Raw genomic sequence first — 13,298 nt, forward strand, 5'->3', positions numbered from 1 at the left:
CCGCACATGGCAGAGCGCAAGCCGATCGAATCCTGGCTCACGGACATGGACGGCGTCCTCATTCACGAGGGCGTTCCGATCCCCGGCGCGGACGCGTTCATCAAGAAGCTGCGGGAGACCGGGAAGCCCTTCCTGGTCCTCACGAACAACTCGATCTACACCGCCCGCGACCTGCACGCCCGTCTCGCCCGCATGGGCCTGGACGTGCCCGTGGAGAACATCTGGACCTCGGCGCTCGCCACCGCCCGGTTCCTCGACGACCAGCGCCCCGGCGGCACCGCCTACGTCATCGGCGAGGCCGGCCTGACCACCGCGCTGCACGACATCGGCTACGTCCTCACCGACCACGACCCCGACTACGTGGTCCTCGGCGAGACCCGGACGTACTCCTTCGAGGCCATGACCAAGGCCGTCCGGCTCATCAACGCGGGCGCCCGGTTCATCTGCACCAACCCCGACGAGACCGGCCCCTCGCTCGAAGGCCCGCTGCCCGCCACCGGCTCGGTCGCCGCGCTGATCACCAAGGCCACCGGCAAGGACCCGTACTTCGCGGGCAAGCCCAACCCGCTCATGATGCGCACCGGCCTCAACGCGATCGGTGCCCACTCCGAGTCCAGCGCCATGATCGGCGACCGGATGGACACCGACATCCTGGCCGGACTGGAGGCGGGGATGCAGACCTTCCTGGTCCTGACCGGTCTGACGACGCACGCGGAGATCGACCGCTTCCCCTACCGCCCCTCCAAGATCGTCGACTCGATCGCCGACCTCGTGGAACGCGTGTAGTCGCCGGTCGGCCCCGGGGCGTGCCCCGGTCGGGCCCCTGCGGATGCGCAACTGCCGGAACCGGGTGACCCTTCCTCTACCAGGAGGTCACGATGCGTTCAGGTCCTATTGCTCTCCGTGCCGCAGGGGCGGCCGCCATCCTGGTACTGGCACCCACGGCCGGTACCGCCATCGCCGGTGACGGTGTCAAGGCCACCGTCACCCCGTCCACCGCCAAGCCCGGCGCCGACGTCGACGTCCGTGTCCAGGGCTGCAAGGGCACCACCGGCACCGCGAGGTCCCACGCGTTCGTCGCCGACGCCGAGCTCACCGGCGGTGACGGGGGCGCGTACGCCCTCTTCGGCGACACCACGATCAAGTCGGGTCTCCAGAAGGGCGCGTACAAGATCAGCGTCACCTGCGACGGCAGGGAACACCGTGACGTCGGCGTGGTCGACGTCGAGAAGCACCGGCCGGAGCCGACCCACACGGCCACGCTCGAGCCGATCCACCGGCCGACGTACCACCCGAGCCCCGTTGCCCCGGTCCGGGCCGGCGGCGGAGGCGCGGCCCTGGCAGTTCCGGTGCCCGCGGCGCCCGGAGTCGCGCAGACCACGACCGAGAGCGGCCTCGGAACCCCCTACACCCTCGTCGGCCTCGGTATGGCCGCGATCGCCGCCGTGGCCGTCGCCTTGCGCAGTGCGCGCCGCCGCCGCACGGGCACGACGCCGGGCGCGGACTGACCGTGTCCGATGCGAGCCGCCCGGCCGGCACCGGTCGGATGCTGACCGGCGTGGCCTGGGCCCTTCTGCTCCTGGGCCTCTGGCTCTGGGGCCGCGAGATCACCGAAGGGCCGGGCGGCACCTCGGCCCCGACCACCGGTGACATGGCCGCGGTCGGCCGCCCGCTCGGCGCCCCGCTGCCCCCGGCACACCGCCCTCTGAGCCCTGCCGAGCCGCGCCGGGTCGAGATCCCCTCCCTCGGCATCGCCGCGCCGGTCGTCGGACGCGGCCTGGACGCCACGGGCGCGGTGGACCCGCCGCCGTTCGAGATGCCGCACTCGGTCGGCTGGTTCCGCACCGGCACCCGGCCGGGCGCCGAGGGCGCGGCGCTCCTCGTCGGCCATGTCGACACCGCGACCAAGCCCGCCGTCTTCTACGGCCTGAGCTCGGCCCGCCCCGGTGAGACCGTCAACGTGACCCGGACCGACGGCACGGTCGCAGAGTTCACCATCGACGACATCCAGGTCTTCCCCCGGGAGCGCTTCGACGCCCGGAAGGTGTACGGGCAGCGCCAGGCCGACCGGGCCGAACTGCGTCTGATCACCTGCGGCGGCACCTTCGACCGCAAGGCCGGCGCGTACACGGCGAACGTCGTCGTCTCCGCGTACCTCACCGGCACGGGCAAGGCCTGACGCGCGGGCAGGACCTGGCACATGGGCGGGGCTCGGCGCCCGGGCACGCCGCTGGAAGCGGAGCGGCCGCCGCCAGGCCCGGCCGGCGGGCCACGTCCCGCGCGCCCGACGGCCGGGCCGGTCCTCGACCACGGGCGCACGGGCTGCGGGAGAAGCCCGGCGCCGCCGCGGGAGGTTCGGGTTCCGCAACTGTAGAACGGGCTTACGGTCCCGGCCCAGACCTCCTTTGTGCCACGATTGTCCTGACCGGTTCCGTACGGTTCCGTACACCCAAGGGGGAGTGGATGTACGCACATCGCACCGGACGTGCCCGCCTGGCGTGCGCCGCGCCGCTGGCCGCGGCTCTGCTGCTGTCGGCGTGCACGTCGTCCGGCGGAGGCTCGGGGGACGGGGACAGGGGCGCCGCACCGTCGTCAGGCACCCAGCAGCCGAAGGAGACGGACCCCTTCTGGGTCAACCCGCAGGGCAAGGCGGCCAGGCAGCTCGCCGCGTACACGAAGGCGGGCCGCGCCGCGGACGCCGAACTCGTCGAGAAGATCGCCTCCCAGCCGGCCGGCGAGTGGGTCGGCACGGAGCGGCCCGAGGCCGAGGCCAGGGCGCTGACCGAGGCCGCCCACAAGGCCGACCGGGAGGCACTGCTCGTCCTCTACAACATCCCGCACCGCGACTGCGGCCAGCACTCCGCGGGCGGCGCGGCAGACGCCGGTGCCTACCGCGACTGGGTCGAGAAGGTCGCCCGGGGCATCGGGGAGCGGCGCGCCACCGTCGTCCTGGAGCCGGACGCGGTGATGCACATGGTCGACGGCTGCACCGAGCAGCAGTACCACGAGGAGCGGTACGAGCTCCTGAAGGGCGCCGTCCAGCGGCTGAAGCGCCAACCCGGCGTCACCGTGTACCTGGACGCGGGCAACGCCGGCTGGGGCAGGCCGGAGGAGATCTTCGAGCCGCTGCGGCGCGCGGGCGTCACGGACGCCGACGGCTTCGCGGTCAACGTCTCCAACTTCCAGACCACCGAGGCCAGTACGGCCTACGGCAAGCAGCTGTCGGACCGGATCGGCGGCAAGCCCTTCGTCGTCGACACCAGCCGCAACGGCAACGGCCCCTACACCGAGGGCGATCCGCGGGAGAACTGGTGCAACCCACCCGGCCGCGCGCTCGGTGAGCCTCCGACCGTCCGCACCGCCGATCCGCTGGTCAAGGCGTATCTGTGGATCAAGCGGCCGGGAGAGTCGGACGGTGACTGCAAGGGCGGTCCGAAGGCGGGGGAGTGGTTCGAGCAGTACGCACTCGACCTGGCCCGCGGCGCCGAGTAGGACCGGTCGGGCAGGTCGGGACCGGTCAGGGCACTTCCACCCAGCGGGCTTCGGAGGGGGTGCCCCGCGCGTCGGTCACGAAGAGCATGTACCAGCCGGACGGGACCAGCGAGCGGTTCTTCGGCACGCCGAGCTCGACCCGGCCGGCCGTCTTCTTGAGCGTCAGGGCGATCGTGCGCTGGTCGACGTCGGTGACATGGGTGACGGCGCTCGGCCGGATCAGCTTCGCGGAGGTGATCGCCGCGGACTGCTGCGTACGGAACACCCCTGTGGTCCCGCGGGCGATCCTGCGGGGCCCTTCGCCGAGTTCGGGCCTGCCACCGTTCCGGTGGAGATAGGGCGGGGTCCAGAGCTCGATGCGCTGCTCGAAGACGCCGGGCCGGGTGTTCGCCGCGTCGGAGAAGAGCGAGTCCGAGCCGAAGATCATGACCCGTCCGTCGGGGAGCAGCAGCGAGCCCGAGTGGTAGTTGCGGCCCACCCTTGGGTCGGCGACGCGCTTGTACGTACCGGTTCTCGGGTCGTACGTCCGCGCCTGGAGGATGTCGGAGCCGCCGCGCCCCCGGTAGTCCTCCGAGCCGCCCGTGACGAACACGGTGTCGTCCGGGAGCAGAGAGGCGCTGGGGTAGCGGGTGCCCTTCTCCAGGGCGGCGCCGTCACGGAAGCGCGGGTCGGCGGCCTTGAGGTCGACGAGCCGGGTCTTCGCACTGGCCTTGTCGGACTCACCGACCCCGCCGCCACCGATGACCATGAACCGCTGGTCCTGGGCGGGCGGCAGCATCACGGTCGCGGAGGTCTCCATGCGGTCGGGGTCGCTCAGCCCGGGAACCTTGGTGAAGGTGTTGGTGCCCAGATCCCAGATCCCGGGGTCGCGCCCGACGTCGGCGGGTCCGTAGCCGGCGTTCGAACCCGAGTAGAAGAGCTTCCCGTTCGACATCAGGAAGATCGCCGGGTAGGTCGGGAAGCGCCGCTCGATCCCGGTGTACGTCCACTTCTTCGTCCTCGGGTCGTAGATCTCGTCCTTGCCGGGCACGATCTGCCCGATCTCGTCGAGTCCGGAGAGGGCGAGGACCCGGCCGTCCTTCAGCGTGGTCAGCGTGGGGTACCAGCGGGCCTCGTTCATCGGGTCGACGGTCACGTACTTCTCGGCGACCGGATCGAACTCGTAGGCCTCCCTGATTCCCTGGAAGTCCTTCTTGTCCAGGGCGAGTTTCTGCGCGATGCCGTACACGTTGCGGGCGTCGGAGCCCTTCATGCCGGCCACCCGGTAGTTGTCCTCGGTGCCGGTCTCGTACGCCTTCCCGGACCGCTCGGCCTCGACGTAGATCCGGCCGAGGCCGGGGGTGTTGTGGAGGAATCGCCCGGTGTTCCGGTCGAAGACCTTGGTGGCCCGCTCGACCAGGACGGGGTCCTTGGAGACGAAGGTCTTGCCGTTCGCCTTCCCGGTGAAGCGGGTGCCGGCGGGCAGGGTGATCGGCTTGTCGGGGTCCTCGTTGTGGACGATCATCAGGCCGCCGGCCTTGGTGACATCCCCCTCCAGCTTCTCGTACCGCTTGGTGCCGCCCGCCACCAGCAGTTTCCCGTCCGGGAGTTGGGTGTGCCCGGCGCAGAACATGTCCTTCGGGGTCGGGATCTTCTTGAAGTTCCCGGTCTTCGGATCCCACAACACCGACTCGAACTTCTTCGCGTCGAAGTTCTTCTGGTTGTTCCCCGAGCCCGCGATCAGCAGCACTTTCCCGGTGTGCAGCAGGGCCGCGTGGATCGCGTTGACCCGGAAGTCGGCGGGCACGTCGAGAAAGGCCCAGTGCCCGCTCGAAGCCTTGTACTCGGGCCGGTTGATCGCGTACTCGTGGTAGCGCTCCGAGCCGAAGCGCCACAGCGCCGGTCCGTTCATCCCGGCGACCGCGACGACCACGGCGGCCCCGATCGCGACCCGCCGGAACCGGTTGCGACGCGCGTTGGCGATCATTCGTTACGCCCTCCCAGCGCACTCTCCATGGGCTGCTGCGGGGCCTCGGCCCAGCGTGGCCGCTGCGCCGGTACGTGGACGGGTGCGGCCGGCGCCTCGGCGCGACGCCGCCGCTCGACGCGGATGCCGTACCGCCAGAGGAGGATCGGCGCGGCCGTGATCAGCAGCGCCAGCGAGGCCCAGGTGATCATCGCGGGGTGGTCGTGCCCGAAGAAGAACGAGGAGGCGAGCGAACCCCCGAAGACGACGATGAAGAAGAGATGGATCCGGAAGGTGCCGAAGAGGGTGTCGGGGCTGGAGGAGTCGCCCTTGGGCGTCACGACGAACGAACTCTTGCGCCGCAGCACCGCGTCCATCAGCGAGCGGGCGTAGATCGGTGCGGAGAGCGCGGACATCGCCATCCCGGCCAGGCCGCCGGACCCCTCGGGCTCGTGGGGTGAGACGTTGTGGCGCCGGTTCCAGATGTACAGCCCGATCTGGAGCGCGGAGGCGTTGCCGTACAGCATCATCCACATCGCCGGGTCGATCTGGACGCCCGAGGCGCCCATGCCGAGGAAGAGCGCGCAGCTCAGCGCGGCCAGGATCCAGTTCAGCGCCGACATCGGATAGAAGATGATCATCATCGTGTAGTTGAAGAGCTTGCCGGGCGGCAGCGTCCCGAAGCCCTTCCAGTACTGCTTGAGGATCGTCTCGTACGTGCCACGGGACCAGCGCAGCTGCTGGGTGAAGAAGTCGGTCCAGGCGGTCGGCCCCTCCCCGACGGCGAGCACGTCGGGCGTGTACACCGAGCGCCACTTGCGGCCCGTGGCGGGGTTGCGGTGCCGGTGCATCTCGAAGCCGGTCGCCATGTCCTCGGTGATCGAGTCGTACAGCCCGCCGATCTGCTTGAGTGCCCGGATCCGTACGGCGTTGGAGGTGCCGACGAACATCGGTGCGCCGTAGCGGTTGCCCGCGCGCTGGATCAGGGCGTGGAAGAGGAACTGCTGGGACTCGGCGGCCTTGGTGACGAAGGTGTCGTAGTTGCCGTAGACCTGCGGTCCGATGACGAAGCCGACGTCCGGGTCGCGGAACCAGCCCAGCATCCGCTCCAGGTAGTTGGGGAGCGGGACGTGGTCGGTGTCCACGGAGGCGAAGAAGTCGTAGTCGTCGCCGTGCGCCTGCAGCCAGGCGTTGTAGTTGCCGTGCTTGGTCTTCGCGCGGTGCGGCCCCTCGGACTGGTTCCAGGCGGGGACGCCCTTGCGGGAGAAGTGGCGGACGCCGAGCCGGGCGCAGACCGCCTTGACCTCGGGGTCGTCGCCCTCGTCGAGCAGCCAGACGTGCATGGGCCCGCGGTGGCGGATCTTCACGGCCGCCCGGAGGGTCTTCGTCACCATGGCGAGCGGTTCCTTGCCCGGGACGAAGGAGGTGAGGAAGGCGACCCGCGTGCCCGCCTCCGGGACCACCGGGACCGGGTCGCGGGCGACCAGGGTCGCGTGCGCGTTCGACAGGACGTTCATGGTGCGGAAGAGCTCGATCAGGCCGATCGAGACCAGCATCACGATGTCGAGGGCGCGGAGCAGGTCGTTGTCGAGGTTCGGATCCCGCTCGGTCCAGTGCTGAGGCTGCATCAGCCAGACGAACAGGCCCAGCGAGACGAGCGGCGCGGCGCCGAGCAGGAGCGCGGCGCGCAGCCGGTGCGGCTCCTGGGAGAGCAGGGAGCGGTAGCGCACCCGGTAGGGCTCGCCCGGATCGGGCTCGGTCAATGGCCCGGCGAGCCGGCTGTAGTGCTCGTAGTCGTAGCGTGGCAGTGTCGTCACGGAACGGAGCCGAGTACCCCCGGCGGGCGTCCATGCAGACGTCATGAGTCCATCCCCCCGTGCGCGGCCGCGGGCGGGGCCCCCACCCCGCACTCGACGCGACCATGCGTCGCCCCCAACCCCCCAGGGACCAAGCCAGAGTCCATGACCCCGCTTCTTGATCGCAAGGGCGAAACGAGCTGTTTACCGCCCAAAGCCGGGCGCTCTGGTTCTGCTGTGACGAATGGGATGCTGCGGGCTCATGGGACGACCGAGGCCCCCTCACCGATGGTGAGGGGGCCTCGATTCTGCGTGCGCCGCCAGGGACTCGAACCCCGGACCCGCTGATTAAGAGTCAGCTGCTCTAACCAACTGAGCTAGCGGCGCCTGCTGACCTGCGTAACTCTACCCGACGTCCGGAGGTGCTTCCGACCATTACCGGTCGCTCCCGGCCTGTCGGATGGTCGTATCAGGCCTTCGATCCGTCAAAATGTGATTTGTCCGGACAGTTGAGAAACCGGCGCCCGAACATCAGCGCCAAAAGATCTTGACGAGTGTGGAGGGGAATCGCATGAGCCTTCCGGTCTTCGAGGAGTTCGAGCCCGCGGCCGGCTGCGGCTGCGCGGGCTGCGCCCGGCAACGGCGCGATCGTGCCCGTGGTCTGCCCGTACGGGCAGGCGGCCACCCGGCGGCGCACGGGGCGCGCCGCGCGCTGGTCCTGATGACGGCGGCGGGCGTGGTCCTGGGGGGAGGGGGCGCGCAGGCGACGGAGGCGGGGGCGGTGGGGCTTGTGGTGGATACAACGGACGGGCGGGTGGGTCTCGCGGCGGACAGGGCGTCGGTGCCGGGGCCCGACACGCCCCAGGGTGATGCGGGCCCGCTGCACGGCGGAGCTCACGGGCCGGGTCCTGGCTCCCGCCCCGGCCCCGGTCCGCAGCCCCCGTCCGGCACCACCCCGACGACGGATCAGACCTCCGCCCAGTCCCTGCGGACGGTCACCCGCGCCGAGATCATCAACCGCGCCAAGCGGTGGGTGAGCGCGCAGGTCCCGTACTCGATGGAGAAGTACTGGTCCGACGGCTACCGCCAGGACTGCTCCGGCTACATCTCAATGGCGTGGAACCTGCGCGCCAACGAGTGGACCGGCAGCCTGGACGGCATCGCCGAGCGGGTCGACCGTGCGGACCTCCAGCCCGGCGACATCCTCCTCTTCCACAACCCGGCCGACCCGACCAAGGGCTCGCACGTCACCCTCTTCGGCGGGTGGACGGACTACACCCACACGTCGTACATCGCGTACGAGCAGACCAAGCCGCGCACACGCCGGCAGGCCACGCCGCTCGCGTACTGGGTCAACGCGGACCGCTATGTGGCGTACCGCTACAAGGCCGTGGTCGGTGGCGTCAGCCCTGGTGGCGCCAGCGGCGTGGGCGTCGGCGGTGGCGTGCCCACGACCGCGACGCCCCGGGCGGCCGGCGGCGGCGCCGCGACCGCGGTCCCGTATCCGGGCGCGGCGATGTTCGGCGTCGGAGCGAACAACGCGTATGTCACCCAGCTCGGACGGCTGCTGATCACGCGGGGCGCCAAGCAGTACTACGGCCAGGGTCCCGGACCGCGCTGGGGCGAGGCGGACCGCCGGGCGACCCAGGCGTTCCAGCGGGCGCAGGGCTGGAAGGGCGAGGAGACGGACGGGCTGCCGGGGCCACGGACGTGGCGACTGCTGGTGTCGGGCCAGGGCCGGAGCATCGGCGGTTCGAGTGGTTCGGGCGGTCCGAGCGCAGATGCGCAGGGGTTCCCCGGGCGTGGCTACTTCCGTCCGGGCCAATCCAACGCATATGTGGAGAAGCTGGGCAAGCAGCTGGTGAAGCGGGGCTACGGCAAGCACTACCTGTCGGGTCCCGGTCCGCGCTGGGGCGAGGAGGACCGTCGCAGTGTCGAGGCGTTCCAGCGGGCACAGGGATGGCGCGGCGGCGCGGCCGACGGCCACCCGGGCCCGGAGACCTGGCGGCGCCTGTTTCGATGACCCCGAGAACATGAGGTGGATCCCATGACCCGTTCGACCCCAAACCCCGACTCGGGCGCGGCGGCGAGCCGCGACGCGGCCCGGTCGGCGATCCGCCTGACGGACGAGACGCGCCCACCGAGACGGCGCCCGGTGGACGCCTCCCGCAACGGCCCGACGCCGGGGGCGGGCGGGGGCGGTGACGGTTCGGCCGCGGCGCCGGGCGGGGGCGGCTCCGTCGCCCTGGCCTCGGCGGGGCGCCTGGACGGCGTCGCCGGCGAGGAACGGACGAACGCCGGCCCGGTGCCGACGGCCGCATCCGTGACCCGGATCGGTGACCCCGAGGGTTCGGAGAACGGGACCGCGGGGGCCGGGGCCCCGAAGGTGTCGCCGACGGCCCCGGACAACCGTCCGGGTTCGCCGGGCGGGCCGACGACGGCGGGTGGTTTGGGCGCGAGGTCCGGAGGGTCGGCTGCCGGTGGTGGTGTGGCTGAGGTCGGCCAGGGCGACCGGCCGGGCGCTGCTGCCGCCCCAGCGGGTGCCCCGCTCACGTCCTCCGCCGCGGACGGCCGGCTCGGTTCGTCTGCGTCTTCGGCGACCTCGTCCGGGGGGCCGAACGCGGCGGGCGGTCTGGAGGCGGGCTCCGGCCCGGACAGTCGGCTCGGTTCGCGTGCGGCTTCGGTAGCTCTCTCGGGCGCGCCGACGACGGCGGGTGGCCTGGAGGCGAGCTCCGGCGGGTCGGCTGTCGGTGGTGGTGTGGCGGGAGTCGGCCAGGGCGACCGGCCCGGCGCTCCCGCCGCCTTGGCGGGTGCCCCGCTCACGTCGTCCGGCGCGGACAAGAGGTCGGGTCCGTCTGCGTCGTCGGCGACCTCGTCTGGTGCGCCATCGGTGGCGGGTGGCTTGGAGGCGAGCTCCGGCGGGTCGGCTGTCGGTGGTGGTGTGGCGGGGGTCGGCCCGGACAGCCGGTCCGACGCTCCCGCCGCCCTGGCGGGTGCCGGTGGTGGTGTGGCGGGGGTCGGCCCGGACAGCCGGTCCGACGCTCCCCAGGCCCTGGCGGGTTCCTCGCGCGCATCGTCCGGCGCGGACAGCGGGCTCGGTTCGTCTGCGGCGCCGACGACGGCGGGTGGTTTGGACGCGAGTTCCGGCGGGTCGGTTGACGCCGGCGGTATGCCCGGGGTCGGCCCGGGCAACCGGCCCGGCTCTCCCCAGGCCCTGGCGGGTGCCCCGCTTACGTCGTCCGGCGCGGACAAGAGGCCGGGTCCGTCTGCGGCTTCGCCGACCTCGTCCGGCGCGTCGACTACGGCGGGTGGCTTGGACGCGAGCTCCAGCGCGCCGGCTGCCGCCGGTGGTGTGGCCGGGGCGGGCCTGGGCAACCGGCCCGGCGCTCCCGCCGCCCTGGCGGGTGCCCCGCACACGTCCTCCGGCGCGGACAAGAGGCCGGGTCCGTCTGCGGCTTCGACGACCTCGTCCGAGGGGCCGACGACGGCGGGTGGCTTGGACGCGAGCTCCAGCGCGCCGGCTGCCGCCGGTGGTGTGGCCGGGGCGGGCCCGGGCAACCGGCCCGGCTCTCCCGCCGCTTCGGCGAACCCCTCGGGCGCGCCGGCGACGGCGGGTGGCTCGGGTACGCGCTCTGCCGCATCGGCAGCTGCCGGTGGTGAGGCCGCGGTCGGTCCGGACGACCGGCCCGGTTCTCCCGTCGGCTCGGCAGGCTCGGCGCTCGGGGCGTCGGCCAGAGCGGCCGGCTCGGATGTGCGGGGTGGGCCGGAGGTCCGGCCCGACGTGCCTACCGATTGGCCCGGTTCGCCGTGGCCTTCGGCGGGTTCGGTGACCCCGTCGGGCGGACCGCGGGCGTCCTCCGGCGCCCACCGGCCCGGCCTGTCGACGACACCCGGCGGCTCGGCCGGGACGGGCCCGGACCACCGGCCCGGTTCGCCTGCCGCGTCGGCGACCAAGTCGGGCGCGCCGACCGCGGCGGGTGGCCCGCGTCCGAACCCCGGCGCCTCCGGTACGGGCCGGGGCAGCCGGCCCGGTTCGCCCACCGTCCCGTCGGCCGCGGCGGATGGCCCGGGGGTGACGCCCGGCGGCCGCCGTGGCGCAGCCGGGCCCGGGGACGACATGCGGCGGATCATCGGGGCCGAAGTCGGCGTCATCGCCGTGCCCGTCGCCGCCGAGGCGCCGGCGGCGGTGACGGCCAAGGCGCCCCGGACCGGGGCGCGGCGGAAGACCGTGATCGGGACCGAGACCACCGGGTCGATCCCCGTGCACCTGCTCTTCCGCGACGAGCCCGAGCCGGACGACGACGGCGGGCCCGCCACCATCGCCATGGCACCCCCCGTCGTGGCCAAGGCCGTCATCCCCGCCCCCACCCGCCCCGAGCCCTCCCGCCCCGCCCCGACCGCCGACCCCAAGCTCGTCGAGCGCGCCGGCTCCGTCCTCCCCGGGTGGATCGGGGTCTTCGGCGGCCTCCTCGCACTCGCCGGGTGCGCGGCCGTCCTGTGGTCGGCCGGGGCCGTGCCCGGGGAGCTGGCCCGGATGCTCCGGGTGACCCCGCGTCCGTACCACGGCATCCACCTCGGGCAGTGGGCCCTGCTCGCCCTCGGGGTGCTGGCCGTCCTCTTCACCCTCGGCGGTCTCGGCCGCGGCCGCGTCGGCTACGCCTGGGTCCTCACGCTCTTCGGCGACTATCGGGGCAGCGTCCGCCGTACCGGTCTCGTCTGGGTCAGTCCCCTCCTCCTGCGCCGCCGCGTCGACGTCCGCCTTCGCCACTGGCGCAGTGAGCCGCTCTCCGCGGTGGACGCCAAGGGCACGGCCCTGCGGGTCGTCGTCCTCGTCGTCTGGCGCGTCCGTGACACCGTCCGCGCCGCCCTCGGGGTCGACGGTCACGAGGAGTACCTGCGCAAGCAGGTCGAGGCGGCGATGGCCAGGGTCCTGTCCCAGCTTCCGGCGGACGCCTTCCACGAGGACGCCCCGACTCTTCGGGACGCGGAGGCCGTCGGCGAGGCCCTGACCCGGATGCTCTCCGCCGAGTGCGCCCCGGTGGGGATCGACGTGTTCTCGGCGCAGCCGACCCGTATCGAGTACGCACCCGAGATCGCGGCCGCGATGCAGCGCCGTCGGATCGCGGCGATCGACGCCAAGCACCGGGACAGCGTGCTGACCTCCGTCGTGGAGGCGGTGGACGACGTGGTCCACCGGCTGACCACGCGTGGTCTGGTCGAGCTGGACGACTACGAGCGCAATGCGCTGGTCAAGGACCTGACGGTGGCGTTCTACACCGGCCGTACCGGTCCGGTGGAAGGCCCGTGATTGGTATGGACATGTTCAACTTCCGTCAATACCTTGGTACTTGGTCTAGACCGGAATAGCTTCCACCGCACCACTCGAACAGCACCGCCCGAACAGCACCATCGAAGCAACCGCACGCGTGCACCACGGGTCACCGAACTCCCCCACGTTCACCTGGAGTGACACATGCGCAAAAAGATAGGCGTGGCGGCGGTGGCGCTCGGCGTCGCCGGCGCCTCCCTCTTCGCCACGAGCAGCGCCAGTGGCCACGGCTACACCGACTCCCCGATCAGCCGCCAGAAGCTCTGCGCCAACGGCACCGTGACGAACTGCGGATCCATCCAGTGGGAGCCGCAGTCCGTCGAGGGCCCCAAGGGCTTCCCCGCCGCCGGACCCGCCGACGGAAAGATCTGTTCCGCCGGTCTCACACAGTTCGCCCAGCTCGACGACCCGCGTGGTGGCGCCTGGCCCACCACGAGGGTCACGGCGGGTCAGAGCTACAGCTTCCGCTGGCAGTTCACCGCCCGTCACAGCACCACCGACTTCAAGTACTACATCACGAAGAACGGCTGGAACGGCACCCAGAAGCTCACGCGGGCCGCGCTCGACCCGCAGCCCTTCCTCACCGTCCCGTACAACAACCAGCAGCCCCCGGCCACGCTCTCGCACTCCGGGACCATCCCGGCGGGCAAGACCGGCAGGCATGTGATCCTGGCGGTGTGGACGATCGCGGACACCGCGAACGCCTTCTACGCCTGCTCGGATGTTCAGTTCTGAC

9 protein-coding genes and 1 tRNA gene are annotated in these 13,298 nt (G+C 72.2%); 7 read left to right on the plus strand and 3 right to left on the minus strand.

The annotated features are described in order from the left end of the window. Positions 1-6 precede the first annotated feature (6 nt). The 4 genes from ACZ561_RS06380 to ACZ561_RS06395 all read left to right on the plus strand — a co-directional run bounded on the left by ACZ561_RS06380 (position 7) and on the right by ACZ561_RS06395 (position 3,492). Positions 7-786 (plus strand): HAD-IIA family hydrolase, encoded by a 780-nt coding sequence (locus tag ACZ561_RS06380; protein ID WP_376430925.1) that lies wholly within the window; start codon positions 7-9, stop codon positions 784-786. A 92-nt stretch (positions 787-878) separates the two neighbouring features. After that, positions 879-1,508: a hypothetical protein gene (locus ACZ561_RS06385; RefSeq protein ID WP_470990381.1), complete on the plus strand. Its 630-nt coding sequence runs from the start codon at positions 879-881 to the stop codon at positions 1,506-1,508. A 2-nt stretch (positions 1,509-1,510) separates the two neighbouring features. After that, a complete protein-coding gene (locus ACZ561_RS06390; RefSeq protein ID WP_470990383.1) occupies positions 1,511-2,179 on the plus strand; it encodes a class F sortase in 669 nt (222 codons plus the stop codon). 284 nt (positions 2,180-2,463) lie between these two features. Beyond that, on the plus strand, positions 2,464-3,492 hold the full coding sequence (locus ACZ561_RS06395) for a glycoside hydrolase family 6 protein (RefSeq protein ID WP_470990384.1): 1,029 nt from the start codon (positions 2,464-2,466) through the stop codon (positions 3,490-3,492). A gap of 25 nt (positions 3,493-3,517) precedes the next feature. Here the strand turns inward: ACZ561_RS06395 and glxA are convergent, their stop codons facing one another. The 3 genes from glxA to ACZ561_RS06410 all read right to left on the minus strand — a co-directional run bounded on the left by glxA (position 3,518) and on the right by ACZ561_RS06410 (position 7,620). After that, on the minus strand, positions 3,518-5,458 hold the full coding sequence (glxA, locus tag ACZ561_RS06400; RefSeq protein ID WP_470990386.1) for a radical copper oxidase GlxA: 1,941 nt from the start codon (positions 5,456-5,458) through the stop codon (positions 3,518-3,520). Then, on the minus strand, positions 5,455-7,299 hold the full coding sequence (locus tag ACZ561_RS06405) for a glycosyltransferase family 2 protein (protein WP_376430921.1): 1,845 nt from the start codon (positions 7,297-7,299) through the stop codon (positions 5,455-5,457). The genes glxA and ACZ561_RS06405 overlap by 4 nt, the downstream gene beginning before the upstream one ends. Positions 7,300-7,546: 247 nt before the next feature. Then, positions 7,547-7,620: transfer RNA gene (locus ACZ561_RS06410), tRNA-Lys, on the minus strand. A 184-nt stretch (positions 7,621-7,804) separates the two neighbouring features. On the opposite strand from ACZ561_RS06410, the gene ACZ561_RS06415 reads away from it, so the two are divergent. From ACZ561_RS06415 to ACZ561_RS06425, 3 genes are all read left to right on the plus strand, one after another. Continuing rightward, positions 7,805-9,256 carry a peptidoglycan-binding protein gene (locus ACZ561_RS06415; protein WP_470990389.1) on the plus strand — a complete coding sequence of 484 codons (1,452 nt, stop codon included), beginning with the start codon at positions 7,805-7,807 and terminating at the stop codon, positions 9,254-9,256. Positions 9,257-11,014: 1,758 nt separating this feature from the next. Then, positions 11,015-12,541, plus strand: a complete 1,527-nt coding sequence (locus ACZ561_RS06420; protein WP_470990391.1) for an SPFH domain-containing protein — start codon at positions 11,015-11,017, stop codon at positions 12,539-12,541. A gap of 165 nt (positions 12,542-12,706) precedes the next feature. After that, positions 12,707-13,297: a lytic polysaccharide monooxygenase auxiliary activity family 9 protein gene (locus ACZ561_RS06425; RefSeq protein ID WP_470990393.1), complete on the plus strand. Its 591-nt coding sequence runs from the start codon at positions 12,707-12,709 to the stop codon at positions 13,295-13,297. Position 13,298 lies beyond the last annotated feature (1 nt).

It is taken from the genome of Streptomyces sp. NPDC039609 (assembly GCF_055596705.1).

What these genes read in the sequence shown, in the direction of transcription:
- ACZ561_RS06380 (WP_376430925.1), top strand. Translation starts at nt 7, where the DNA reads ATGGCAGAGCGCAAGCCGATCGAATCCTGGCTCACGGACATGGACGGC.
- ACZ561_RS06385 (WP_470990381.1), top strand. Translation starts at nt 879, where the DNA reads ATGCGTTCAGGTCCTATTGCTCTCCGTGCCGCAGGGGCGGCCGCCATC.
- ACZ561_RS06395 (WP_470990384.1), top strand. Translation starts at nt 2,464, where the DNA reads ATGTACGCACATCGCACCGGACGTGCCCGCCTGGCGTGCGCCGCGCCG.
- glxA (WP_470990386.1), bottom strand. Translation starts at nt 5,458, where the DNA reads ATGATCGCCAACGCGCGTCGCAACCGGTTCCGGCGGGTCGCGATCGGG.
- ACZ561_RS06405 (WP_376430921.1), bottom strand. Translation starts at nt 7,299, where the DNA reads ATGACGTCTGCATGGACGCCCGCCGGGGGTACTCGGCTCCGTTCCGTG.
- ACZ561_RS06415 (WP_470990389.1), top strand. Translation starts at nt 7,805, where the DNA reads ATGAGCCTTCCGGTCTTCGAGGAGTTCGAGCCCGCGGCCGGCTGCGGC.
- ACZ561_RS06425 (WP_470990393.1), top strand. Translation starts at nt 12,707, where the DNA reads ATGCGCAAAAAGATAGGCGTGGCGGCGGTGGCGCTCGGCGTCGCCGGC.